This is a genomic window from Parviterribacter kavangonensis, assembly GCF_056863335.1.
In genome coordinates this window covers 510,630-533,905 of the sequence record NZ_JBXPJA010000001.1, presented here as the reverse complement: position 1 = coordinate 533,905, position 23,276 = coordinate 510,630, and the positions used below count along the sequence as shown (strand labels likewise).

At 73.7% G+C, this 23,276-nt stretch carries 22 protein-coding genes; 1 reads left to right on the top strand and 21 read right to left on the bottom strand.

The features are described 5' to 3' along the window. Nucleotides 1–161 precede the first annotated feature (161 nt). From AC1UE4_RS02590 to mraZ, 14 genes are all read right to left on the bottom strand, one after another. Nucleotides 162–923, bottom strand: a complete 762-nt coding sequence (locus AC1UE4_RS02590; protein WP_482915659.1) for a cell division protein FtsQ/DivIB — start codon at nucleotides 921–923, stop codon at nucleotides 162–164. Between the two features lie 117 nt (nucleotides 924–1,040). Next, on the bottom strand, nucleotides 1,041–2,393 hold the full coding sequence (gene murC / locus AC1UE4_RS02585) for a UDP-N-acetylmuramate--L-alanine ligase (protein ID WP_482915658.1): 1,353 nt from the start codon (nucleotides 2,391–2,393) through the stop codon (nucleotides 1,041–1,043). A gap of 38 nt (nucleotides 2,394–2,431) precedes the next feature. Continuing rightward, nucleotides 2,432–3,010 (bottom strand): YdeI/OmpD-associated family protein, encoded by a 579-nt coding sequence (locus tag AC1UE4_RS02580; protein ID WP_482915657.1) that lies wholly within the window; start codon nucleotides 3,008–3,010, stop codon nucleotides 2,432–2,434. Further along, nucleotides 3,007–3,648 carry a class I SAM-dependent methyltransferase gene (locus AC1UE4_RS02575; protein WP_482915656.1) on the bottom strand — a complete coding sequence of 214 codons (642 nt, stop codon included), beginning with the start codon at nucleotides 3,646–3,648 and terminating at the stop codon, nucleotides 3,007–3,009. Before AC1UE4_RS02575 ends, AC1UE4_RS02580 begins: the two co-directional genes overlap by 4 nt. Continuing rightward, nucleotides 3,645–4,697, bottom strand: a complete 1,053-nt coding sequence (gene murG / locus AC1UE4_RS02570) for an undecaprenyldiphospho-muramoylpentapeptide beta-N-acetylglucosaminyltransferase (RefSeq protein ID WP_482915655.1) — start codon at nucleotides 4,695–4,697, stop codon at nucleotides 3,645–3,647. The genes AC1UE4_RS02575 and murG overlap by 4 nt, the downstream gene beginning before the upstream one ends. Next, nucleotides 4,618–5,853, bottom strand: a complete 1,236-nt coding sequence (ftsW, locus tag AC1UE4_RS02565; RefSeq protein ID WP_482915654.1) for a putative lipid II flippase FtsW — start codon at nucleotides 5,851–5,853, stop codon at nucleotides 4,618–4,620. Before ftsW ends, murG begins: the two co-directional genes overlap by 80 nt. A 63-nt stretch (nucleotides 5,854–5,916) precedes the next feature. Then, the gene (murD, locus tag AC1UE4_RS02560) at nucleotides 5,917–7,185 is read right to left on the bottom strand and encodes a UDP-N-acetylmuramoyl-L-alanine--D-glutamate ligase (protein ID WP_482915653.1); all 1,269 of its coding nucleotides are present in this window, start codon (nucleotides 7,183–7,185) and stop codon (nucleotides 5,917–5,919) included. Continuing rightward, nucleotides 7,182–8,162, bottom strand: coding sequence for a phospho-N-acetylmuramoyl-pentapeptide-transferase (gene mraY, locus AC1UE4_RS02555; RefSeq protein WP_482915652.1), 981 nt, complete (start codon nucleotides 8,160–8,162; stop codon nucleotides 7,182–7,184). Before mraY ends, murD begins: the two co-directional genes overlap by 4 nt. A 3-nt stretch (nucleotides 8,163–8,165) precedes the next feature. Then, nucleotides 8,166–9,374, bottom strand: coding sequence for a UDP-N-acetylmuramoyl-tripeptide--D-alanyl-D-alanine ligase (locus AC1UE4_RS02550; protein ID WP_482915651.1), 1,209 nt, complete (start codon nucleotides 9,372–9,374; stop codon nucleotides 8,166–8,168). Next, a complete protein-coding gene (locus tag AC1UE4_RS02545; RefSeq protein ID WP_482915650.1) occupies nucleotides 9,367–10,776 on the bottom strand; it encodes a UDP-N-acetylmuramoyl-L-alanyl-D-glutamate--2,6-diaminopimelate ligase in 1,410 nt (469 codons plus the stop codon). Before AC1UE4_RS02545 ends, AC1UE4_RS02550 begins: the two co-directional genes overlap by 8 nt. A 22-nt stretch (nucleotides 10,777–10,798) precedes the next feature. Continuing rightward, nucleotides 10,799–12,460 carry a peptidoglycan D,D-transpeptidase FtsI family protein gene (locus tag AC1UE4_RS02540; protein WP_482915649.1) on the bottom strand — a complete coding sequence of 554 codons (1,662 nt, stop codon included), beginning with the start codon at nucleotides 12,458–12,460 and terminating at the stop codon, nucleotides 10,799–10,801. Continuing rightward, complete coding sequence (locus AC1UE4_RS02535; RefSeq protein ID WP_482915648.1) at nucleotides 12,457–13,281, bottom strand: hypothetical protein; 825 nt, start codon at nucleotides 13,279–13,281, stop codon at nucleotides 12,457–12,459. The genes AC1UE4_RS02540 and AC1UE4_RS02535 overlap by 4 nt, the downstream gene beginning before the upstream one ends. After that, a complete protein-coding gene (gene rsmH, locus AC1UE4_RS02530; protein WP_482915647.1) occupies nucleotides 13,278–14,222 on the bottom strand; it encodes a 16S rRNA (cytosine(1402)-N(4))-methyltransferase RsmH in 945 nt (314 codons plus the stop codon). The genes AC1UE4_RS02535 and rsmH overlap by 4 nt, the downstream gene beginning before the upstream one ends. A gap of 1 nt (nucleotide 14,223) precedes the next feature. Beyond that, nucleotides 14,224–14,664, bottom strand: coding sequence for a division/cell wall cluster transcriptional repressor MraZ (gene mraZ, locus AC1UE4_RS02525; protein ID WP_482915646.1), 441 nt, complete (start codon nucleotides 14,662–14,664; stop codon nucleotides 14,224–14,226). A gap of 255 nt (nucleotides 14,665–14,919) precedes the next feature. Between mraZ and AC1UE4_RS02520 the strand changes: the two genes are divergently transcribed. Continuing rightward, on the top strand, nucleotides 14,920–16,530 hold the full coding sequence (locus AC1UE4_RS02520) for a DUF3352 domain-containing protein (RefSeq protein ID WP_482915645.1): 1,611 nt from the start codon (nucleotides 14,920–14,922) through the stop codon (nucleotides 16,528–16,530). A gap of 14 nt (nucleotides 16,531–16,544) precedes the next feature. On the opposite strand, the gene AC1UE4_RS02515 is transcribed toward AC1UE4_RS02520, so the two are convergent. The 7 genes from AC1UE4_RS02515 to AC1UE4_RS02485 all read right to left on the bottom strand — a co-directional run bounded on the left by AC1UE4_RS02515 (nucleotide 16,545) and on the right by AC1UE4_RS02485 (nucleotide 23,270). Continuing rightward, complete coding sequence (locus tag AC1UE4_RS02515; RefSeq protein ID WP_482915644.1) at nucleotides 16,545–17,396, bottom strand: type II secretion system F family protein; 852 nt, start codon at nucleotides 17,394–17,396, stop codon at nucleotides 16,545–16,547. A 79-nt stretch (nucleotides 17,397–17,475) separates the two neighbouring features. Continuing rightward, complete coding sequence (locus tag AC1UE4_RS02510; protein WP_482915643.1) at nucleotides 17,476–18,309, bottom strand: type II secretion system F family protein; 834 nt, start codon at nucleotides 18,307–18,309, stop codon at nucleotides 17,476–17,478. Beyond that, nucleotides 18,306–19,526 carry a TadA family conjugal transfer-associated ATPase gene (locus tag AC1UE4_RS02505; protein ID WP_482915642.1) on the bottom strand — a complete coding sequence of 407 codons (1,221 nt, stop codon included), beginning with the start codon at nucleotides 19,524–19,526 and terminating at the stop codon, nucleotides 18,306–18,308. The genes AC1UE4_RS02510 and AC1UE4_RS02505 overlap by 4 nt, the downstream gene beginning before the upstream one ends. Nucleotides 19,527–19,603: 77 nt before the next feature. After that, on the bottom strand, nucleotides 19,604–21,169 hold the full coding sequence (locus tag AC1UE4_RS02500; RefSeq protein ID WP_482915641.1) for a hypothetical protein: 1,566 nt from the start codon (nucleotides 21,167–21,169) through the stop codon (nucleotides 19,604–19,606). Between the two features lie 48 nt (nucleotides 21,170–21,217). Then, nucleotides 21,218–21,880: an SAF domain-containing protein gene (locus AC1UE4_RS02495; RefSeq protein WP_482915640.1), complete on the bottom strand. Its 663-nt coding sequence runs from the start codon at nucleotides 21,878–21,880 to the stop codon at nucleotides 21,218–21,220. Beyond that, nucleotides 21,880–22,614 (bottom strand): sensor histidine kinase, encoded by a 735-nt coding sequence (locus AC1UE4_RS02490; RefSeq protein WP_482915639.1) that lies wholly within the window; start codon nucleotides 22,612–22,614, stop codon nucleotides 21,880–21,882. Before AC1UE4_RS02490 ends, AC1UE4_RS02495 begins: the two co-directional genes overlap by 1 nt. Nucleotides 22,615–22,649: 35 nt before the next feature. Beyond that, a complete protein-coding gene (locus AC1UE4_RS02485) occupies nucleotides 22,650–23,270 on the bottom strand; it encodes a DUF429 domain-containing protein (RefSeq protein ID WP_482915638.1) in 621 nt (206 codons plus the stop codon). Between the last annotated feature and the right edge of the window lie 6 nt (nucleotides 23,271–23,276).

The following is a 23,276-nucleotide window of genomic DNA, read 5'->3' as shown; positions in this document are numbered from 1 at the left end:
CGAGTTAGCGTTGAGGGTTTGGCACCGGGAGACCCGGCTGCCCGCCGAATCCACGGTATGCACGGGAATCGGGGAAAGTCAACGCCGAGTCTAGCCATGCAAGCATCGTTGCGAAACGGCGAACTCTCGACCGGTGCAGGAGAAACCGGTTCAAGGTGCCCTCAAGCTCCGGTTGAGGGTGAGGGAACGGGCGTGGCCGGAGGTTCTTCCGTCTGATCGGGCGCGACGAGCGGCGCGAGCCCTCCCACGGCTGCGCGATCGGGGACGCGGACGTCGACGTACTGGGCGCCCTGCGTCGTCGGATCGGCGAGCACGCGCGCGACCGCGAGCCACTTCGCGCGCAGGTCCTCGGCCGTCCCGAAGATGAGGTCGGGGCCCTCGTTCATCGTCAGCGTCAGCCCGTGCTCGGTGAGCGACGCCTTCGTCGCGCGGCGGCGCAGCTCGGCCGGCGCGGTGGCCACGACGGAGAGGAGCCGGCGGTCCTTGACGGCCTGGATCCGCGTCGAGGGCGGCTCGTCGAGGGAGATCGACGGCAGGTCGTCGGCGGCGGTGGCACCGCGCAGCACGCGCCCGTCGGCGGTGATCGGGACGCGGCGGCCGGCGATGGTGGCGACGGCGACCGGCCGGCGCTCGAGGACCGTGATGCGGACGCCGTGCGGGAGGTCGCGGTGGACCTCGAGGCCGCCGACGATCGGGAAGCTCGCGACGGTGTCCTCGAGCGCGCCCTTGCGGATGTGCAGCGTCGTCATGTCCCGGGCGGCGCTGCGCAGCGCGGACTCGATGCGCGGGGCGTCGGGCCCGCTCGCCCCCGTCACCTCGACCTGGCGGACGCTGACGAACGAGGAGTCGCGCACCCAGAAGTACCCGGCGACGAGCACGACGGCGAGGACGGCGGCCGCGATCGCGCCGGTGCGCAGGCCCACGGAGGGAGCCGGCAGGCGACGGAGGGCCCGGCCCTTGCGGGACCGGCGCGGCGGCGATGGGACACGGCGGCGCATCCGGGTCGGGACTTCGACGCCGGCGCCCGCGTTCCTGCGGTGTTACGGAGCGCCGGCCGCCAACCGGCGCCCGAGCGCATCGACGTTCCCCGCCCCCATCACGAGGCAGATATCGCCTGGCTTCAAGAAGCGGTCGGCGGCCCGGGCGGCGTCGTCGAAGCTCGGCAGCCAGTGAACCGGCCGGCCGTGCGCGGCGTCGGCGGCGTGCTCGGCGATGAGCAGGCCGGACACGCCGGGGAAGTCCTCCGCGCGCTCGCGCGCCGGGTAGACGTCCAGCACGCCGATGACGTCGGCTTGCGCCAGCGCGGCCCCGAACTCCTGCGCGAGGTGCTGCGTGCGACTGAAGAGGTGCGGCTGGAAGAGCGCGACGACCCGGCGAGGCCGCGGATCGCGCGCGGCCGCGATCGTCGCCGCCACCTCGGTCGGGTGGTGCGCGTAGTCGTCGACGACCCGAGCGCCGCTCGCGTGCGTCCCCAGGACCTCGAACCGCCGTCCGGCCCCGCCGAACGTCGCGAGCGCCCGCGCCGCCTCCTCCCGGTCCGCCCCCGCCAGCACCGCCGCCTCCAGCGCCGCCGACGCGTTGCGCCGGTTGTGCTCGCCCGGCACCGCCAGCTCCGGCCCGGTCCAGGCCCCGAAGAGCACCGTTCCATGAAGGGTCTGTCCCCCAACATGAAGGGACTGTCCCCCAACGTGAAGGGACTGTCCCCCTTCTTCCCGTTCTTCTCTGAGGCGGCGGACGGCGGCGTCGTCCTCCGGCAGGACGGCGGCCGGGGCGCCGGCGAGGAACTCGCGGAAGGCGCTCTCGAGGTCGGCCTTCGAGCCGTAGGTGGTGTGGTGATCGAGCTCGACGTTCGTGACGACCGCCACGTCGGTGTCGAGCGCGAGGAAGGACCGGTCGGACTCGTCGGCCTCGACGACGAGCCAGTCGCCGTTCCCCCACGCCGCGTTCGTGCCGGTCGTCCGCAGCGTGCCGCCGATCAGGTACGCGGGATCGAGGCCGCAGGTGAGCAGCGCGTGGGCGAGCATCGACGTCGTGGTCGTCTTCCCGTGCGCGCCCGAGACGGCGATCGTCCGCTTCTCGCGCGTCAGCTCGGCGAGGAACTCCGCGCGGGCCATGACGCGCAGGCCGCGCTCGCGCGCCACGACGACCTCGGGGTTGCCGGCCGGGATCGCGGTCGAGACGACCAGCTCGACGTCGTCGCCGGCCGGGACGTTCGCCGCGTCGTGGCCGATCGCCGGCTCGATCCCCGCCTCGCGCACGCGCGTCAAGTAGGGCGACTCGCCCGCATCCGAGCCGGTGACGGTCGCGCCGAGCGCCCGCGCGGCGATCGCGTAGGCGCTGAGCCCGGCGCCGGCGATCCCGACGAAGTGCAGACGGCGGTCGGTCCACGACATCGGGGAGAGACCCTAGAAGCGCCCGCGGCGGTGGTCGCCTACTGGTGCAGCCGCTCGCCGCGCTCGAGCATCGCGACGAAGGTGGCGATCCGCCGCTCGCGGGTCTCGGGCCGCTTGGCGGTCTGGACGCGGTGGAGGATCGCGTAGCGGTTCCGCCCGTCGAGCGACGCGAACGCCTCGCTCGCGCGTGGGCTGGCGTCGAGCGCGCGTTGGAGGTCGTCGGGCACGGTCGCCGTGGCGGGCGCGTCGTACGCCGCGTCCCAGCGACCGTCGGCCTTGGCCCGCTCGACCTCCGCGAGGCCGGCCGGCCGCATCCGCCCGGCGGCGATCAGCCTCTCGGCGCTCGCGCGGTTGATCTTCGACCAGACGCTGCGCGGGCGCCGCGGCAGCCACCGCCGGCGGAACCAGGCGTCGTCGATCCGCTGGACCTTCCCGTCGATCCAGCCGAAGCACAGCGCCGCCTCCAGCGCCTCGCGCGAGGAGACGGACGTCTGCCCCGACCCCTTCTTGGCGATCCGCAGCCAGACGCCCTCGGGGTGGTCGGCGTGGTGGGCGTCGAGCCACGCCTCCCACTCGGCGGCGCTGGCGAAGACGAGAACCGGAGGGTCGTCGCTCACGCGACGGCGGCGGCCGCGCGGCGCTCGGGCGCGACGGCGACGCCGTGGATCATCGGGCGGACGAAGGCGGGGGCCTTCGGCAGCTCGCCCTCCTCGAGCTCGTCGACGGTGAAGCCGGCCGCGGCGATCTGCGCGGCGGTGTCACGGTTGGGGTGGCAGCCGTGGCCGAAGCGCTTCTGCAGCGGCGTCAGTCGGTCCTGCCACTTCGCGCTCTTCGGCTCGTGCGAGCGGACGTGCTCGAGGAAGAGCAGCTGCCCGCCCGGCACCAGCACGCGCGCGATCTCGCGCAGCGCGGCGCCCTGGTCGGGGACGGTGCAGAGGACGAGCGTGCAGACCGCGGTGTCGAAGCTGTCGTCGGGGAACGGCAGCGCGTCCGCCGGGGCCTCGACGACGCGCGCCGACGAGGCCGCCTTGGTGCGCAGCCGGCGGGCCATCGGCTCCTCCGGCTCGGTCAGGACGAGCTCGGTCACGCCGGGCCCGTAGACGTCGAGGTTCGCGCCGGTCCCGGCGCCGATCTCGATGACGCGGCCCTTCGCCTGCGCGAGCAGCGCCCGGCGCTTGTCGTGCAGCCCGGCCTTCTCGGTGCCGGCCATGAAGCGGTCGTAGCCCGCGGCGAAGACCCGCCCCCAGAGGCTCACGTGCGCGCCGCCCCGCGAACCTCCGCGGCGATCGCCTCGGCGGCGTCCGGGCGGGCGAGCGACTGCGACGCAGCGGCCATGGACGCCAGCCTCTCACGATCACCCAGCAGCGTGTCAACCTCGGTGCGCAACCGCTCGGCGGTCAGGTCGCCGTCGGCGATCACGATCGCGGCCCCCGCGCGCTCCATCCACAGCGCGTTGCCGGTCTGGTGGTCGGCGGCCGCGTGCGGGTACGGGACGAGGATCGCCGGCTTCCCCGCGGCGGCGACCTCGAAGACCGAACCGCCCGCGCGCGCGACGCAGAGGTCGCAGGCCAGCAGCGCCTCGCCGAAGCGGTCGATGTACGGATGCAGGTCGTAGCGCCCGCCGTCCGGCACGCGCGGGAGCAGGCCGTCGTAGTCGCGCCGCCCCGCCGCGTGCAGCACCCGGTACGGCGCGCCGGCGAACGCCTCGATCGCCGCCTCGTTGATCGTCCGGGCGCCGAGCGACCCGCCGAAGACGAGCACGCACTGCTCATCGGGAGCCAGCCCGAAGCGCGCCCGCGCGGCCGCGCGGTCCGTCGCCGGCGCCGGCACCGGCCGCCCGGTGACGAGGTACTTGCCGCCGGTGCGCCCCTCGATCGGGAACGCCAGGCAGACTCGCTTGGCGAACCGCGCGAGCAGCCGGTTGGCGATCCCGAGGTGGCTGTCGGCCTCGGTCAGCACGAGCGGGCGGCGCAGCGCCACGGCCGCCGCACCGACCGGCCCGGCGACGTACCCGCCGCCGCCCATCACGACGTCCGCGCGCTCCTCGCGCAGGATCCGCCTCGCCGCCGCGGTCGCACGCACCGCCAGCACGGCGGCGCCCGCCGCGGCCACCGCGTTCGTCCGAGAGAGCCCGCGCACCCTGATCGGACGCAGCTCGAAGCCGGCCTGCGGGACGAGCTCGGCCTCCGCCCGCTCGCCCCCGACGAAGACGACCTCGGCGCCCTCAGCCCGCAGCGCGCCGGCCACCGCCAGCGCGGGGACGACGTGCCCCGCCGTTCCCCCGGCTGCGATCACCACGCGCATCGCCGCGGGAGGGTACGGGCCGGACGATGCTCCTGCCGCCCGAGGCGACGTTCAGCAGCAGGCCCATGCCGCAGAGCAGCACGATCAGCGAGGACGAGCCCGACGAGATGAACGGCAGCGGCACGCCGGTCAGCGGCGCGAGGCCGAGGACGGCGAAGACGTTCAGCAGCGCCTGGCACACGATGAGCGACGTGATGCCCGTGGCGACCAGCTGCGCGTAGGCGCCGCGCGCCCGCCGCGCGGTCCGCAGGCCGGCGTACGCGATCAGCCCGTAGAGGAAGAGCAGGCCGATGATGCCGACGACGCCCAGCTCCTCGCCGATGACCGCGAGGATGAAGTCGGTGTGGGCCTCGGGGAGGTAGAAGATCTTCTGGACCGACTCGCCGAGGCCGCGGCCGAAGAACCCGCCGGAGCCGAGCGCGATCTGGCCCTGCACCGCCTGGAACCCGGCGTCGCCCGCGTCCTTCCACGGGTCGAGGAACATCGTCAGGCGCTCGCGCCGGTAGGGCTCGAGCACCGCGAAGATCGCGACGAGCCCCGCGGCCGTGCCGCCGACCTGCGCGAGCAGCCGTCCGGGCATCCCGGCCGCGACGAGCAGCGCGCCCATCGTGAAGCCGCAGACGAGCGCCGTGCCGAGGTCCGGTTGCGAGGCGATGAGCAGGCAGGCGCCGCCGACGACGAACAGCAACGGGCTGACGATCGTCCGCAGCGACAGCACGAGCTTCGGCCGGTCGGCGAGCAGGTGCGCCGTGTAGAGCACCAGCGCCAGCTTCATGATCTCCGACGGCTGGAACGTCAGCGGCCCGGCGCCGAGCCAGCGCCGCGCGCCGTTCACGCTCACGCCGATGCCGGGGATCTTCACGAGCAGCAGCAGGACGAAGGCGACGCCGAGCAGCGTCGGCGTGAACGAGCGGATCCGGTCGAGCGACTGCCGCGCGACGACCTGCATCGCGATGAACCCGAGCGTCCCGTACATCGCGTACTTGACGAGATACGCGGTGCCGTCGCCCTGGCCCTCGAGCAGCGTGCGGGCGCTCGAGGCCGAGTAGACCATCACGGCGCCCGCCGCCAGCAGGCAGAGGGTCGCGGTCAGGAGGATCTGGTGTTCGAGGGGTTGTGCCCGCTTCTTCGCGGGCGGCCGGCGGCGGCGGCTCACCCGGCTCCCTTCGACACCCGGAGACCATCCCCTCCGCCCTGCGGGAGAAGGTGGCGTTCGGCCTCAGCCCGTGATCCTGCGGACGATCTCCTTGAACGCGTCCCCCCGCGCCTCGAAGTCCTTGAACTGGTCGAACGAGGCGCACGCGGGCGACAGCAGGACGACGTCGCCGGGCAGCGCGAGCCGGCGCGCGTGATCGACCGCGCGCTCGAGGTCGCCGTCCTCGAACCCGCCCCCGACGGCCGCCCCGATGACGGGCCCGTCGTCGCCGATGAGGTGCACGGAGGCGCAGCGCGCGGCGACCTCGCCGGCCAGTGGGCTGAAGTCCTGACCTTTGCCACGGCCGCCCAGGATGAGCCTCACTCCGGACGGGAACGAGCGCAGCGCCACGAGCGTCGACTCGACGTTCGTCGCCTTCGAGTCGTTGACGTAGAGGACGCCGTCGAACGTCCCCAACTCCTCCATCCGGTGCGGGACGCCGGCGAACGTCGAGAGCCCCGCCACGGGGTCGACGCCGACCGACAGCGCGCACGCCGCCGCGACCATCGCGTTCTGGACGTTGTGCAGCCCGCGGATGCGCAGGTCGGACACCGCCATCAGCCGCTCCCCGTGCCACCACAGCGCGCCCTCGTGCAGCCGCAGGTCCGCGGTCGGCGCGCCGCCGAAGCGCACCCGCCGCCCCTCGCCCGGCGCCTCGAACCCGTCGGGCAGCACCGCCACCTGGTCGGGCGTCTGTCGGACGAACATCTCGAGCTTCGCCGCGCGGTACGCCTCGACCGTGCCGTGGCGATCGAGGTGGTCGCTCGTGAGGTTGATGAGCGCGCCGACGTCGGGCGCGAACTCCAAGGTGTCCTCCAGCTGGAACGACGACGCCTCGGCGACCACCAGCGTCTCCGCCGGAACACGCAGGGACGAGAGCGCCGTGCCGACGTTGCCCGCCACCACCGCGCGGTCGCCGAGCACGTGCCCGAGCAGCTCGGCCGTCGTCGTCTTGCCGTTCGTCCCCGTCACCGCGACGAAGCGGTTCGGGAGCATGCGCCAGGCCAGCTCCAGCTCGCCCAGCACGGTCAGCCCGCGCGCCAGCGCCGCCTCGACGACCGCCGCGCTGCGCGGCACGCCCGGCGACTTGACGACGGTCCGGACGCCATCGAGCAGCTCCACCCCGTCGACGCCGAGGTGCACGCCCTCGAGCTCCACCGGCGGCGTGCCGCTGTCGACGCCGATCACGTCGAACCCGCGCGCACGCAGTGCCTCGATCGCGGCGACGCCGGACCGCGCGAGGCCGACGACGAGGTACGGCCCCTCCGGCAGCGAGGGCCGCGGCGCGCTCACTTGATGAGCTGCTGGTACAGCGTGAACCCGATCGCGCTGCAGATCGCCGCGACGATCCAGAAGCGCAGGATGATCTTCGTCTCCGACCACGCCATCAGCTCGAAGTGGTGGTGGATCGGGGCCATCAGGAACACGCGCTTGCGGAAGGTCTGGAAGCTGAAGACCTGGATGAGGACGCTGAGCGCCTCGACCACGAAGATCCCGCCGAGCAGGATCAGCAGCACCTCGGTCTTCGTCATGATCGCCAGGCCCGCGATCGCGCCGCCGAGCCCCAGCGACCCCGTGTCCCCCATGAAGATCGTCGCCGGGAACGCGTTGAACCAGAGGAACCCGATGCACGCGCCGACGACGCAGCCGGCCAGCAGCGACAGGTCGGTCTGGCCGGGCGTGATGTACGTGATCCCGATGTAGGCGAGCAGGACGATCGCGGCGCAGCCCGCCGCCAGCCCGTCCAGGCCGTCGGTCAGGTTCACCGCGCTCGTCGTGCCGGCGACCACGAGGTAGATGAGCAGCAGGTACGGGATGCCGCCGAGCAGGCTCAGGTCGAGCTGGTAGTCGACGACCCGGAAGCGCAGCGTCTCCGCGAGGTCGGCCTGGCGGGTGGCGACCCACCACAGCCCGACGGAGATCGCGATCGTGATCCCGAGCTTCGTCCGTGCGCGCAGGCCGAGCGACCGGCGGCGGACGATCTTCGTGTAGTCGTCGGCGAAGCCCAGCAGCGCGCACGCCATCGCCGCCCCGTACACCCCGACCGCGCGCCAGTCGTAGTCGCTGAGGAGCAGGAACGGGACCGAGATCGCGAGGAAGATGATGATCCCGCCCATCGTCGGCGTCCCTGCCTTGGAGTGATGGCCCTCCGGCCCCTCCTCGCGGATGTGCTGGCCGAACTGGTTCAGCTGCAGGAACGAGATGAACTTCGGGCTCAGGAAGATGCAGATGAGCAGCGCGGCGGTGCCGCCGATGAGGATCTCGCCCACGCGCTACGCCTCCGCCCGCTCGGCCTGCAGCGTCTCGGCCACGACCTCGAGGCCCACGCCGCGCGAGCCCTTCACCAGCACCGTGTCGCCGGGCTCGATCAGCTCGGGCAGCAGCGCGGCGGCCTCGGCGGCGTTGCCGACCGCCTGATCGCCGTCCATAGCCGCGGCGCGCGGGCCGACGGTCACGAGCAGGTCGACGCCGCGGGCACGGGCGTGCTCGCCGATCTCGCGGTGGAAGCGCTGCTCGCCGGGCCCGAGCTCGAGCATGTCGCCGAGCACGGCGACGCGACGGCCGGGGGCCGCGGCGACCAGGTCGTCGAGGGCGGCCCTCATCGACATCGGGTTGGCGTTGTAGCAGTCGTTGACGATGGTCACGTCGCCGGGGAGCACGATCCGCTCCCCACGCAGGGCGCTCAGCGTGACCTCGACGCGGCCGTGCGGCTCGACGCCGACGGCGCGCGCTGCGGCCAGCGCGGCGGCCGCGTTGAGGCGCATGTGCGCGCTCGTGAAGCCGATCTCGAGGTCGCCGAGGTCGTCGCCGGGGCCGAACGTGACGACCTCCAGGTCGTCACGCAGGTGCGGTTCGAGGAGCGGCTCGTCGCGCGGCACGATCGCCGTCGCGCCCGGCTTGAGCGCGTCGAGGATCGCGGCCTTCTCGGCGGCGATCGCCTCCAGCGAGCCCATCTGCTCGAGGTGCACCGGGCCGACGTTCGTGATGACGGCGACGTCCTGCTCGGCGATCCGGCCGAGCTCGGCGATCTGCCCGTGTCCGCGCATCGCCATCTCGAGGACGAGCACCTCCGTGCCGGGCGGCGCCTCGAGGATCGTGAGCGGCAGCCCGATCTCGGTGTTGAAGTTCGCGCGCGTCGCCACGGTCGCCTTCGCCTGCCCGCACATCGCGGCGATGAGGTCCTTCGTCGACGTCTTGCCGGTGGAGCCGGTGACGCCGATCACCTGCGCGCCGAGCTCGCGGCGCCACGACGTCGCGAAGTCCTGCAGGGCGCGGAGCGGGTCGTCGGCGACGAGGACCTCGCCGGGGAGGTCGCGCAGCGCAGCCTCGTGCTCGGGCTTGACGAGCACGCCCCACGCGCCCTGCTCGAGCGCCTGCGCGGCGAACCGGCCGCCGTCGACGTTCTCGCCGACGAGGCCGACGAAGAGATCGCCCGGACCCGCCTCGCGCGAGTCGATGACCGCGCGCTTCCACTCACGCATGGGCCACGCTCCGCAGCGCCTCGCGGGCGACGGCGACGTCGTCGAACGGCACCTTCACGCCGTCCGCCAGCTCTTGGCCCTGCTCATGTCCCTTGCCCGCGATGACCACGACGTCGCCGGGGCGGGCGGCGGCGATCGCGTGCTCGATCGCGGCACGGCGGTCGGTGATCCGCACGGCGTCCGCGCGCATCCCGGCGGCGATCTCGTCGATGATCGCCTCCGGGTCCTCGGACCGCGGGTTGTCGCTGGTGACGATCGCCAGGTCGGCGAGCTCGCCGGCGATACGGCCCATGATCGGCCGCTTCGCGCGGTCGCGGTCGCCGCCGGCGCCGAAGACGCACAGCACGCGCCCGCCATCGGCGAGCCCGCGCGCGGCGCGCAGGACGTTGTCGAGCGAGTCGGGGGTGTGGCTGTAGTCCACGATGACCGCGAAGTCCTGGCCCTCGTCGACGGGCTCGAAACGTCCGGGCACGCGGCCGATCTCCGGCAGCGCCGCGGCGATCACGTCGTCGCCGACGCCGAGCGCGCGGGCGACGTGGATCGCCGCCAGCCCGTTGAGGACGTTGAAGGCGCCGGGGTGCGGGGTGCTCAGCTCGACGCCGCCGAGCCGGAAGCGCGAGCCGGCGTAGTCGATCTGCAGGTTCTCCGCGTCCTCGAGGCCGTACGAGATGACGCCATCCCGCCCACCCCACTCATCGAGCAGCCGCCGCCCGTACGCGTCGTCGCGGTTGATCACCATCACCCGCGGCCCCGTCGCGAACAGGCGCCGCTTCGCCTGGAAGTACGCCTCCATCGTCTCGTGGAAGTCGAGGTGGTCCTGCGTGAGGTTCGTGAAGACCGCGACGTCCCAGTCGATCGCGTCCGCGCGACCGAGCTCGAGCGCGTGGCTCGAGACCTCCATCGCGCACGCCTGATCGCCGCGCCCGACCATCTCGGCGAACGTGCACTGCAGGTCGATCGCCTCCGGCGTGGTGCGGACGGTCGCCCGCTCCTCGCCGCCCACGAAGGACGTGACCGTGCCGAGCAGCCCGGTCCGGATCCCGCCCGCCTCCAGCAGCGACCGGACCATGAAGCACGTCGTCGTCTTGCCGTTCGTGCCGGTGACGCCGACCATCTTCAGCCGCTTGGTCGGCTCCCCCGCCAGCCGCGCGGCGGCGGGCGCCATCGCGGCGCGGACGTCGTCGACGAGGACCTCGGGCACGCCGAGCCCGAGCGGCCGCGCGACGACGAGCGCCGCGGCACCGCGCTGCACCGCGTCCGGCGCGAAGTCGTGGCCGTCCCGCGTGAAGCCGGGCACGCAGAAGAAGAGGGTGCCGGGCTCGACGCGCCGGTTGTCGTAGGCGAGTCCTTCGATCTCGACGGGCGGCGCGTCCGGGAGGCCGAGGACGTCCCCGAGGAGCATCGCGTCGAGACTACTGCGGGGTCTACTCCGGCGGGATCCGGAGGTAGTTCAGCGCGAACGAGGTGATCTTCTGGAACGCCGGGGCGGCGACCTGGCCGCCGAAGATCTCGCCCTGCGGCTCGTCGACCATGACCGCGACCAGCAGCTTCGGGTTGTCGGCCGGCGCGAAGCCGACGAACGACGCGATGTACCGGCTCTCCGAGTACAGGCCCGTCTTCTCGTCGACCTTGTTCGCGGTGCCGGTCTTGCCCGCGAGCTCGTAGCCGGGGACCTTCGCCTCGGTCGCCGTGCCGCCGGGCGCGAGGACGCCCTTGAGCATGTCGCGCAGCGACGCGGCGGTCGCGGTCGAGATCACGCGGCGGCCCCTCGGCTGGGGCGTCGGCGTGCCGCCGACCTCCTTGACGACCCGCGCGGGACGCAGGATGCCGCCGTTGGCGATCGCGGCGTACGCCGTCGCCATCTGCATCGGCGTGACGCTGATGCCCTGGCCGATCGGCAGGTTGCCCATCGAGGAGCCGGAGTACTTGTCGAGTGGCAGCACCTGGCCGGCCTCCTCGCCCGGCAGGTCGACCCCGGTCGGCTTGCCGAACCCGAAGCGGCGGACCCAGCGGTCGAACTCCCGCGCTCCGAGGCGCTGGCCGATCTTGATCGCGCCGACGTTGCTCGACTGGGCGAGGATGTCCGCGGTCGACAGCGTCACGTAGCCGCGCGCGTGCGACTCGCCGATCGTCCGGTCCGCCACCTGGATCTGCGGCGGCAGGTCGAACATCGTGTCCGGCGTGACCTTCCCGTCCTCGAGCGCGCCCGCGACGGTGAACGCCTTGAACGTCGAGCCAGGCTCGTAGTTGAAGCCGACCGCGCGGTTCTGCTTGGCGTAGTCGGGCATCTCGCCGACGTTGTTGGCGTCGACCCGCGGCCAGTTCGCCAGCGCGAGGACCTCGTTGCTGCGCGGGTCCATGACGACGGCGGTCGCGCCCTTCGGGCGGAAGGTCGCGCCGGTCTGGGCGAGTACCTCCTCGACCTTGTCCTGGATCGCCGCGTCGATCGTCAGCTTCAGCGCCTCGCCGGCGCGCGCCGGCTGCGGATCGCGTACCTCGATCGGCTGGCCGAGCGCGTCGCGCACGATGCGGCGCACGCCGTCGGCGCCGCGCAGCAGGTGGTCCTCGGAGTACTCGATCCCCGACAGGCCCTTGCCGTCGATGCCGACGGTGCCGAGCAGCTGCGAGGCCAGCCACTCGCGCGGGTACTCGCGGCGGCTCGAGGGCGTCAGCGTAAGCCCGGGGATCTTGAGCTTCTCGACCTGGCGCGCCTTCGATGAGGGCAGCGCGCGGGCGAGGTACGCGAAGCCGCTCTCGCGGTCGGCCATCTTGGCGAGCAGGTCGCCCTCGCTGACGCCGAGCAGCGGCGAGAGCTGCGCCGCCGCCTTCGCCGGCTGGCGCACGAGGTACGGGGTCACGGAGACGTCGTCGGCGGGCTCGGCGACCGCGAGCTGCACCCCGCGGCGGTCGAGGATCGCGCCGCGGCGGGCGGGCACGTGGACGTCGGCGGCCTGCTGCGTCGCGGCCGCCTGCGACAGCGACCCGTTCTTGATCACGCCGAGGTACGTCGCGCGGGTGGCGGCGACGACGAGGAGGACGCAGAAGACGCCGGACAGCAGGCCGATGCGCTTCTGGATGAGGTTCACGGCTGGGTGGTCGCTCCGGCGGGGGCGGCGGTCGCGCCGGTCGGCGCGGTCTGCTGCTGCTGCGTGGTGGCCGCCGGCGTGGCCGTGGTCGTCGGCTGCGCCGGCGTCGTCGTGGCGGCCGGCGTCGCGGTCGTGGTCGCGGTCGGCTCCGCCGTGGTGGAGGCCGCGGGCGTCGCCGTGGTCGCCGGCTCCGCGGTCGTCGTCGCGGTCGGCGTCGTCGTCGCGGTGCCCGCCGCCGCGGTGCCCGTCGTCGTCGTGGCGGCGGCCACCACGGTCGGATCGACCGGATCCGGCGCGCGCATGACCTTCGCGGCCTTGCGGGCGTCCTCCGCCCCGCGCGCCCGGAGGTACCGGACGTCGCCGGCGGGCGGCATGACGAGGCCCATCTTCGCGGCCTCCTGCTGGATGCGCTCCTCGCTGGAGAGCTGGGAGACCGAGGCGCGGAGGTCCGCGTTCTGCCGCTCGAGCGTCGTGCTCTTCTCGACCGACGCGCCGATGCCCGCGTTCATCTTCAGGAGCGAGACCTGCAGCGCGACGATGCCGATCAGCGCGACGCCGATCATCGCCACCCACGTCTGGCCGCGCAGGAGACGGTCGAGCCAGCGCGCCTCGGGCAGGCGCTTGACCGCGTCGAGGATGCGCGGGATCGCGATGGGACCGGGCGCGGGCAGCGCGACGGCCTGCGCGCGGGCGGTGCGCGGCGGCGCCGTGCGCGGGCGCGTGGTGCGCGCCGGGCCGCTGACGCGGCGCGGGACGCGCGGCGCCGGCGAGCGCTGGACGCGCGGGCGGTGGACTCGGGCTTCGCCGACACCGGCGCTCATGACGTGACCTCCAGCTTCCTTGCCGCCCGCAGGCGCGCGGACTTCGCTCGCGGGTTCCCCGCGATCTCCTCGGGCGTGGGGACGATGCCCCCACGCGTCAGCAGCTCCGCCTCCGGCTCGTGGCCGCACACGCAGACCGGCAGCTCGGGCGGGCAGACGCACCCGCGTGCACGATCGGCGAGGAAACGCTTCACGCGGCGGTCCTCCAACGAGTGGAAGGAGATGCCGGCGAGACGTCCGTTCGGGCGGAGGATGTCCCAGGCGGTGGGCAAGGCGCGCTCCAACTGGCCGAGCTCATCGTTCACCACGATCCGGACGGCTTGGAACGTGCGCTTGGCGGGATGGCCGCCGCCGAAGCGCGCGCGGGTCGGGATCGCGTTGGTGATGACGTCCACCAGCTGCTGGGTCGTCGTGATCTCGTGCTCGCCGCGCTCCCGCGCGATCGCACGCGCGATCTGGTTCGCGTAGCGCTCCTCGCCGAGCTCGCGGAACGCGCGCGCGAGGTCGCGCTCGTCGAACGTGTTGATGACCTCGTGGGCCGACAGCTCCTGCTCGGGATCCATCCGCATGTCGAGCGGCGCGTCGTAGACGTAGGAGAAGCCGCGCTCGAGCGTGTCGACCTGCATCGACGACATCCCGAGGTCCATGTAGACGAGGTCCGCGTTGACGCGCTCGGCGCGGAGCTGCTCGAGCCCCTCGGCGAACCCGGCCCGCAGGAAGCGGGTGTGGCAGTGGACCTCGGCGGCGAGCTCGGCGAAGCGCTCCTCGGCGACCGGGTCGCGGTCGATCGCGATGAGCGTCCCCTCCGGGCCGATCCGCTCGGCGACCACGCGCGCGTGCCCGCCGGCGCCGAAGGTGCAGTCGACGGCGGTCTCGCCGCGACCCGGCTGGGTGACGTCGATGAGCTCACCCGCCAGCACGGGGATGTGGGCGGCCGTCATGTCAAGAAGCAGCATGGCTCACGCGGGCCCTGATCTCGCGGACATCGGTGACGAGCTGGTCGTTCATCGAGGCCCACCGATCGCGGTCCCAGACCTCGATGCGGTTGCGGGCCCCGGTCACGACGACCTCCTTCTTGAGGCCGGCGTGCTGCAGGAGGAACGGCGGGAACCCGACGCGCCCGGCGCTGTCGAGCTCCGTGTCGTGGGAGTTGGAGGCGTAGAAGCGCTCGAGCTTCTCGCGCTCCTCGGAGAAGGGGTGGTACGTGCTGAGGATCGACTCGGTGAACTCGTCGTAGGAGTCCGGCACCCAGAGGGCGACGCAGGGATCCGTCCCTTTGACCATCACGACCCCCTCGGCCAGCGCCGCCCGGAACTTGGCCGGGACGGTGAGGCGGTTCTTGGCATCGAGGGTGTAGTCGAAGGTGCCGCGGAAGGAGGCCACGGGGTGGGTCCTGCTGAAGGGGGAACGGATCGAGGTGGAGGAGTGGGAGGAGCCCCTCCACCCCGATCCGCAGTCGGCAAGCTACCCCACTCTCCCCCACCTGGCAACCCCGATTGCACACGATCCTCCACATGGCCGATGCTCTCGTCCTCTGAGTGAGGCGAAATCGCCGATGAACACTGGGTGGGGCGAGGTGGGAGACCCCGTCGGACGGAACGTTGCAACCGCGCTTGCGAGTACGGTCCGCGGTGCCTCATGAACACACGGATGCGTTTCACCACCCCACTCGCCGCCACGGCGGCCGCTCTCGCCCTCGTCGCCGCCGGATGCGGCAGCGGGTCGAGCGAGTCGGCCGACACCGATCCCGCCTCGCTCGCTCCGGCGCGGGCGCCCGTCTACGTCGAGGCCACGCTGAAGCCCGACGGGGAGCTGGCGGACGACGTCAAGGCCCTGTCGCAGAAGCTCGCCGGAGTCGACGATCCGGGCAAGGCGCTGCAGGAGGCGTTCGAGAAGGGCGTCCGCGACGAGGACCCGGACTTCTCGTACGAGGAGGACGTCAAGCCGTGGCTGGGGGACGAAGTGGGGCTCTTCGTCACGAACATCCGGGCGTCGGGTCTGTCGGCCGCCGGTTCCTCGTCGTCTTCGAGCGCGGATGCCGACGCGGCGGTGATCGCTCCCACCAAGGACGTGGACAAGGCGCGGGAGACGCTGTCGAAGGCGCTGCGGACGGCTGACAAGGGCAAGCCGGCGCCGAAGGTCGTAAAGAAGACGTACCGCGACGTGGACTACGAGCTGTCGCAGGGCGAGGACACGGCGCTTGCGTTCGTGGACGACACCGCGCTGTTCGGCACCGACGCGGGCGTCCGCGCGGCGATCGACGTGTCGAAGGGCGGCGAGAAGCTGTCCGACGTCGACGCGTTCAAGCAGGCGCGCGACCAGGTGCCCGACGAGAAGGGGCTCGGGTTCGCGTACGTGCGCGTGTCGACGCTGCTGTCGGGGCTGGGGCCGCAGGGCGCCGCGGTCCAGCCGCTGCTGGGCGGGCTCGGCGAGACGCTGGCGCTGTCGCTCGGCGGCGACGAGGACCAGATCGACGTCGACGGGGCTTCCCTGGGCGTCCGGTCCGAGGACGCCGGGTCGGGACCTGGCTCGGTCCTCCCCTCGGTCGCGGGCGACGCGTGGCTGGCGGCCGGCACGGCGGACATCGGCGCGCAGATCGACCGGTCGCTGCAGCAGATAGGGCAGCTCGGGGCGTTCGCGGGCGTCGACGCCGATCAGATGCTGTCGCAGATCGAGCGGCAGACGGGCCTGAACCTGCGCCGCGACCTCATCGACTGGATGGGCGACGGCGCGATCTTCGTCCGCGGCTCGTCGCTCGCGAACATCGGCGGCGCCCTCGTGGTCGAGTCGAAGGATCCGGCGGCGACGCGCCGCGCGATCCCCAAGCTGGTGCGGTTGGTCCGCGGCGCCGCCCGCGACGTGCGCGTCGCGGCGCTGTCGCGCAGCGGCGTCCGCGGGTTCACGCTGCGGTCGTCGCAGGTCCCCGTCCCGATCCACGTCGGGCTCGCCGACGACCGGTTCGTCCTCGCCGTCGGCGACGCCGGGCTGGAAGGCGCGGCCTCGCCCTCGGGCGCCCTCAAGGACTCCGCCGCGTACAAGGACGCGCAGGAGCGCCTCGGCTCCGGCCTCGAACCCGGCTTCCTCCTCGACGTCCCGCCGGTCGCCCAGCTCCTCAAGGGCCTCGGCCTCGCCAACGACCCCGAAGCCAAGCCGGTCATCTCGGCGATGGACCACCTCACCACCGTCTCCTCCGGCTCCCGCCGCCAGGGAGACGTCAGCCGCTGGAAGGTCGTCGTCGGGGTGAAGTAAGCGGCGCGGCCTCTTCACCGGGCCAACGCGGCGAGGAGCCCTGCCGCGACGAGGAGGAGCACCGCAGGCACCAGCAGGAGCGCGACCACGAGCTGGATCTGCGGCGCTGCCTTCGCGGCCCGCTCGCGGGTCCGGCGCGTGTGGTCGGCGCGCGCGTCCTCCGCGAGGGCCTCGAGGGCCGGCGCCAGCGGCGCACCGTGTCGGTCGGCGCGCTCGACCGCCGCGGTCAGCGCGGCGACGCCGCCGATCGGCACACGTCGTCTCAGCGCGGCGAGCGCCTCGGCCCTCGGCTCTCCGAGTGCGACGCGATCGGCCGTCCGCCCGAGCTCCTGCGCGAGCAGGCCGGGATGCCGCCGCCCCACCTCCGCGAGCGCGCGCGTCGTCGGCAACCCCGCCGCGACCGCGACCCGCAGCAGGTCGGCGACGTCCGCGAGGTCGTCGCGCATCGCCTCCCCGCGCCGCCGAGCGGCCCGCCGCAGCGCGAGGTCCGGCAGAAGGAACCCCGCGACGGGCGCGCCGACGAGCGCCACGACGCCGAGCCGCCCCGGCACCACCCCACTCACCGGAACCGCGAGCAGCCCGGCCGCCACCGCCATCCCAAGCTGCATCGCCACGACGTCCTGCGGCCGCAACCCGAGAGGCGCTCCCGCCGCCTCGAGCCGCGCGGCGAGATCCCGCGACGGAGCCGGAGCCCCCAACCGCCGCCCGAGTGCCAGCGCACCCTCGGCAACGAGAGGCCACCACCCACGCCGCCCCACGGCGGCATCACCGCTCTCGCGCACCCTCCGCCCCGTCTCCGCGAGCTCGACGATCGCGGCCGCGGCGAAGACCCCCGCAAGAGCGGCGAGCACGACGCCGGCGCTCATCGCGCCTCTCCGCCAGCCCCGGCCGAAGACCTGTTCCGGCGATCCTCCGGATGGCACCCGCGAGGTGCGGCCGACGCCTTCACCGCGCGATCCGCCGGATGGCGACGAGGGCGATGGCCTGGAGGACGGCGGAGGCGGCGAGGAGGCCGGCGCTGAGGGGTTCGGTGAGGAGGTGGGCGAGGAAGCCGGGGGCGGCGGCCTCGGCGAGGAGCGCGCCTCCGGCGGGGAGTGCCGCGACGAGCCAGGCCGTGAAGCGGGCCTGAGCGGTGAGCGCGCGGGCTTCGCCCTCGGCGCGCCGGGCCGCTTCGAGGCGGCCGGCGAGGTCGCGCAGGAGTCCGGCGAGGTCGCCGCCGGCTTCGCGTTGCAGCCCGATGGCGGCGACGAGCGCGTCCCAGGAGCGGCTCGCGGCCCGGCGGCGAAGGGACTTGAGGACGTCGGTCGTGCGCTCGCCGAGCTCGAGCGCCGCGACCGCCCTGCGAAGCTCGTGGCCGGCCTCCCCGGGGACGCCGCCGGTCCGCGCGGCCTCCGCCATCGCGCCGCGGATCGCGTGCCCGCCCGCGAGCGCGTCGGCCAGGGCTCGCGCAGCCGCAGGCGCGCCGGCTTCGAGATCGGCACGCCGCCGCGACCGCCTCCAGGTGAGCGCCTGCCGGACGGCGAGCGGCGCGCCCGTGGCGAAGAGCAGGCCGATCGCCAGCCCTCCGATGAGCCAGCCGCACGCGGCCGCGGTCGCGGCTCCGACGATCGCCAGCCGCCGGCGCTCGACTGCCGTCGGCTCGCGCCCGCTCCGCAACGGCGCGAGCCACCGCGACATCAAGCGAACCGCCGCGCCGCCCTCGACGAACGCGACCGCCTCCCACGCCGCGAGGACCGCACAGACGCCGGCGAAGAACGCGGCGAGGGTCGCCGCGCTCACGGTGCCGGAGAAGATCCGGGAGGCCGCGGAGTCCTGCGGGGTGACGGCGGCGACGACTCTCGCCCGGAGAGGGCGCGGGCGAGGGCGCCTCCGGGGCGCGGGGTTCTCCAGCGGGGGTGGCCATCTCGCCACGCGAAGACCTCGTGGGCGATCGGTTCTCCCCGTTCCTCGACGACCTCGGCGACGCTGACGACGCGGCGGCGGCCGTCGCCGCAGCGGGCCTGGTGGACGACGAGGTCGAGTGCTCCGGCGACCTGCTCGCGGACCGCGCGGTGCGGGAGGCCGAGTCCGGCCATCAGCGCGAGGGTCTCGACGCGACGCAGCGCCTCCGCGGGTGATCCGGCGTGGACCGTCGAAAGCGACCCGTCGTGGCCGGTCGACATCGCGGCGAGCATGTCGAGCGCCTCCGGGCCGCGGACCTCGCCGACGACGATGCGGTCGGGGCGCATCCGCAGGGCGGCGCGGACGAGCTGGCGGATCGTCACGCCGCCGCGGCCCTCGAGCGACGCCGGGCGGGCCTCGAGGCGGACGACGTGGGGCTGCTGCAGGCGCAACTCGGCGGCGTCCTCAATGGTGACGATGCGCTCGCGCTCGCCGATGAACGCCGACAGCGCGTTCAGCGTGGTCGTCTTGCCGGACCCGGTCGCACCACTCACCAAGATGCTCATCCGGCCGCTCACGGCGGCGGCGAGCAGGGCCGACAGCTCCGCCGTCCACGACCCGTTCGCGACGAGGTCGGCCGGCGACAGCCCGCGCCGCCGGAACCGGCGGATCGTCAAGGCGGGACCGTCGAGCGCGAGCGGCGGGATCACGACGTGCACGCGGGAGCCGTCGGCGAGGCGGGCGTCGCAGAGCGGCTCGGCCTCGTCGACGCGGCGTCCCAACGGCGCGAGGATCCGTTCGATTGCGTGCCGCAGCGCGTCCTCCCCGGCGAACGCGACACCGGTCTCCTCGAGCGCGCCGCCACGCTCCACCCACACTCGCCCGGGTCCGCTCACCATGATCTCGTCGACCGACGGATCGGCCATCAGCGGCTCGAGCGGCCCCAGGCCGAACGACCGCTCCTCGACGCGCCGCGCCAGCTCGTCGCGGGCGGGCTCGTCGAGCATCCCCGCCTCGCGCTCCACGAGCGCCCGGATGCGCTCCCGCACGTCGTCGCCGGCTCCGGAGGGCTCCGCGAGCAGCCGCTCGCGCAGCGAGGCGGCCAGCGCTTCCATCGGGTCCATGAACGCAAGAGGGGCGAGACCTGTCGGCCTCGCCCCTCTGGACGGCGTTCCGTGTTTCCGGGACGGAGCTAGCGCGGCAGCGGGTGCTGCGGCGGGTACGACTGGCTGATGCCGAGGCTGCCGCCGTTCCAGACCTCGTTGCCGTAGAGCGCCTGCTCGTACAGCGGCCAGCGCGGCAGCGGCGGCTTCTCGGCGTTCGGCAGCTTGAACGGCCGCCAGACCTCCTCGCCATCCAGCGGGATCGCGTCGGGGCAGGTGCGCGACTTGATCGCCGGGAGGCAGGGGTTGAAGGGATCGACCCACAGGCCCTCGCGATGGCCGGTGTCGAGGTCGTCCTTCGTGCGCGCCTGGAAGATGCGCAGGTCGGTCATCTCCTCGACGTTGAGGAAGTCGTCGTGGTCCTGGTCGTCCAGGCCGTCGACCACGCCGTCACCGTCGGAGTCGGCGTTCAGCCAGTCGGTGCCCGCGTAGATGACCCAGAAGAGCGGCTCCTCGAAGCGGGAGTTCCAGTACTCCGGCTTGGACAGCGACTCGTACGCCTCGGTCCAGTTGTTGAGGAAGTCGCCGTCCTCGTCGCGCTCGCCGTCGTTGAGGCAGCCGTCGTGCGCGGACTGGCCCATGTTGTCGAGCGTGTAGTGCTGGTAGGCAGCGGTCGTGACGTCCGGGTAGACGCCGTTGTAGAGGAACTCGGGGCGCGCGCCGTTGCCGTCGAACGGAGCCGGAGCGGTGAGGCCGCGGCAGCCGTCGGCCGGGTTGCTGTCCTGGCTGGACTTGAGGCCGGCGCTGTACCAGAGCGGCTGCGCGAGGTCGTAGGGACCGTGCTTCACGGTCGCCGTGTACTCCTCCAGCGTCGTCAGCCAGTCGCCGTCGAAGTCGACGCTGGCGTCCTTCGCGTCGAGCGGGTTCGGGTACGGGCGCTTGCTCGGGTACGGCAGGGCGGCCGCGCACGGCGTCGGGTACTCCGCCGCCTGACACGAGCGCTGGTTCAGATCGACGGCCGACTTGTACTCGTAGGCGTCGCTGATCTGATCGCCGTCCGTGTCGGCCTTGCACGGGTCCGTGCCGATGGCGGCCTCGGTCGTGTCGAGCAGCTTGTCGTTGTCGTCGTCGGCGTCGACCGTGTCGGCCTGGCCGTCGGCGTCGCAGTCCGCGGGAGCGGTCGGGCCACCGGGGGCGGTCGGGTTGTTCGACCCGCCGAGCGGGTTGAGCGCCTCGGGATCGATGAGCGGCGACCTCGAGGTCTTGGTGTACGTCTTGCCGAAGCGGCGCGCGAGGATGCGGATCCGGAAGCGCGTCGCGATGGTCCGGCCGTCGGCGGCCTTCGCCATCCACGGCTTGAGCTTGTCCGGCACGGTGACGGTGAGCTTCGTCTTCGTCGCCGTCGACGCCTTCGCGAAGACCGCACGCTTGCCGTCGCGCTTGAACACGACGGTGTTGCGGAACTTGCCCGCGAGGAAGTTCTTGCCGGTGATCGTCAGCGGATCGCCGACGCCCACCTTCATCGGGGTCACCTTGGTGACGGTCGGGTAGAGCGTCGACGCCTTCGCCTTCTTGGTGGCGGCATCGGCGCTGCCGGCGAGACCGAGGATGGCCACCGCCGCAAGGGAGCTGATCTTGAGCACGCGCGCAGTCATGGGGTCGCTTTGGGGTTTCGGCGCCGGTGCGCGCTTCTTGAGGTGACCTCAGCGTGTGGTGGACGATCGACCCACCTCCCCGGCCGGCCGCACCAGCAGCCGGATCTCGCTCGCGAACCCCTGCGCGGCGGCGAGGTAGACCGCCTGGCGCAGCGTCACGCGCAGCGACGCGCGCACGCGCTGGCTGCCCGCGTCCGTCGGCGGAGCCGCCCGCGCCTGCAGGACCTCGACGTCCTCGAGCGCCAGACGCGTTCCCGCGGGAACGCCCGGCCGGTCGTCGCGGCTGACGAGCACGTCGACCCGAGCGCCGGCGACGACGAGCTCGGGAGCGCCGGTGGCGAGCACCTCCGCGATTCGCTCTCCGCGTTCGACCGGCGCGCCGACGGGCTCGGCCGCCGGATCCTCGAGAGCCGCCGCCGTCACGTCCGCGCCCGCCGCGATCGAGGCGGCCGAGCGCTGGCCGGCGACTTGGCGGGGATCTGCGAAGGCCCCGTGTGGAGCGAACCGCTCCGGCACGGCGCGTGTCGTCAGGTCGCCGCGCCGGATGACCGAGCCGGCGTCGATCGGCGCCCGTGCGACGACGACGGAGACCGGATCCCCGATCCGCGCGTCGATCGCGGCCTCCCGGCCCGCGACGTCGCTGGCGGCGAGGCCGCCGAGGAGGAGCGAGAGCCCGGCGAGCGCGAAGGCCCGGCGGCGAGAGCTCCGCATCAGGCGGCGGAGAGCGGCGTCTCGGGCGCCGCGGCCGCGGCGACCGCCGTCCTCGGCGGAGCGGCCGGGAGGTCGATCACCACGCGCGCCCCTTTCGCCGACGGCACGGCGGTGAGGCGGCCGCCATGGCGCTCGGCGATCTCGGTGGCGATGGTCAGGCCGCGGCCGCGGCGGCCGTTCGGCTTGAAGGTCACGCGGTCGAGGCCGGCGCCTTCGTCGGTCACCTCGATCCGCACGCCGCCGGCCGCCCGTTCTGCGCGCAGGGCGATGCGGCCTCCGCCGTGCTCGATCGCGTTGGCGAGCAGGTTCCCGACCGCCTGCGCGATCCGCACCGGGTCGCCGGTGACGACGAGCCCCGACGGGGCGGCGACGCGCAGCTCGCAGCCGTTCGCGCGCGCGAAGGGCTGCCACGCGAGCGCCTGCTGCGCGAGCAGGCAGCCGACGTCGACGGTCGCGTGGCGATCGCGCGCGCGGCGTCCGGCCCGTGCGGCGTCGAGGTCCTCGAGCGCCCGTCCCGCCCGGCGCAGCTCGAGGTCCACGGCGGCAAGACGAGGCGCCGCCACCTCGCGCGTCGCCGTGTGCAGAGCGAGACCGGCCGCGTTCAACGGCCCGGCGAGCTCGTGGCACGCGCGGGCGATCAGCTCGGCCCGCCGTCGCAGCATCAGCAGCGTCACGACGACGCAGGCCAGCGCCGCGCCCCAGCCGGCCGCGGCGACCGCCTCGATCCCTTCCATCGCTCCTCCTTCGGTGTGGTTCACCGATGAAGAGGTCAGGAAAGGGGCGACTTCGCCCCCTCCCGCCGCGAGATGTGATCGAGAGGCGGGTCTCCGGCGGGGACGACGATCTCTCCGAAGCTCCGCGTCCTCCCCGCCGCGTGCTCGCGCGCGGTCAACGCCGCGGCGAGGGCGTCGCGGTCGTCCTGGCCGAGGCGGCGATCCGGCAGGCCGTGCAAGGCGAACCGGTCGAGGACCTCGGCGGACCACGCTCCTCGCCCACGACCGCCGCGCGGGCCGCCCCACACCGTCCACGACGCCGTCGGGAACACCTCGAGGACCTCCCACGGACCGCCGGCGAGCGCCGCGTGCAGCTCGAGCCCGTGGAGCACCCACGCGTAGTACGGGTTGCCGTCGAGCTTGTCGCGCGACGGCGTCCACCGGATCCGGCAGACGGAGCGCGCCAACGCCCGCTCGTCCTCGCGGACCGTCGCGCCCGGAGGAGCGGTCGCGCACGGAGCGTCGACGCCGATCACCGCCGGCGCCCACGACCGCATCAGCGAGACGACCTCGCCGACGCCCCCGACGCGCGACGGGCCGAAGACCACCCCATCGCCGGAGAGCACGGCGACGTGGAACCCCTTCGCCCGCCCGCCGACGTCGATCCCCGCCCACACGGGGAC

Bases quoted from the DNA above. Each gene is read 5' to 3' on its own strand.
- AC1UE4_RS02535 (WP_482915648.1), bottom strand. From the start codon at position 13,281: ATGAGCGCCGGTGTCGGCGAAGCCCGAGTCCACCGCCCGCGCGTCCAG.
- AC1UE4_RS02505 (WP_482915642.1), bottom strand. From the start codon at position 19,526: ATGGAAGCGCTGGCCGCCTCGCTGCGCGAGCGGCTGCTCGCGGAGCCC.
- AC1UE4_RS02550 (WP_482915651.1), bottom strand. From the start codon at position 9,374: ATGCGTGAGTGGAAGCGCGCGGTCATCGACTCGCGCGAGGCGGGTCCG.
- AC1UE4_RS02515 (WP_482915644.1), bottom strand. From the start codon at position 17,396: ATGAGCGCCGGCGTCGTGCTCGCCGCTCTTGCGGGGGTCTTCGCCGCG.
- AC1UE4_RS02545 (WP_482915650.1), bottom strand. From the start codon at position 10,776: ATGCTCCTCGGGGACGTCCTCGGCCTCCCGGACGCGCCGCCCGTCGAG.
- rsmH (WP_482915647.1), bottom strand. From the start codon at position 14,222: ATGACGGCCGCCCACATCCCCGTGCTGGCGGGTGAGCTCATCGACGTC.
- AC1UE4_RS02490 (WP_482915639.1), bottom strand. From the start codon at position 22,614: ATGGAAGGGATCGAGGCGGTCGCCGCGGCCGGCTGGGGCGCGGCGCTG.
- murC (WP_482915658.1), bottom strand. From the start codon at position 2,393: ATGTCGTGGACCGACCGCCGTCTGCACTTCGTCGGGATCGCCGGCGCC.
- murG (WP_482915655.1), bottom strand. From the start codon at position 4,697: ATGCGCGTGGTGATCGCAGCCGGGGGAACGGCGGGGCACGTCGTCCCC.
- AC1UE4_RS02495 (WP_482915640.1), bottom strand. From the start codon at position 21,880: ATGCGGAGCTCTCGCCGCCGGGCCTTCGCGCTCGCCGGGCTCTCGCTC.
- AC1UE4_RS02520 (WP_482915645.1), top strand. From the start codon at position 14,920: ATGAACACACGGATGCGTTTCACCACCCCACTCGCCGCCACGGCGGCC.
- AC1UE4_RS02500 (WP_482915641.1), bottom strand. From the start codon at position 21,169: ATGACTGCGCGCGTGCTCAAGATCAGCTCCCTTGCGGCGGTGGCCATC.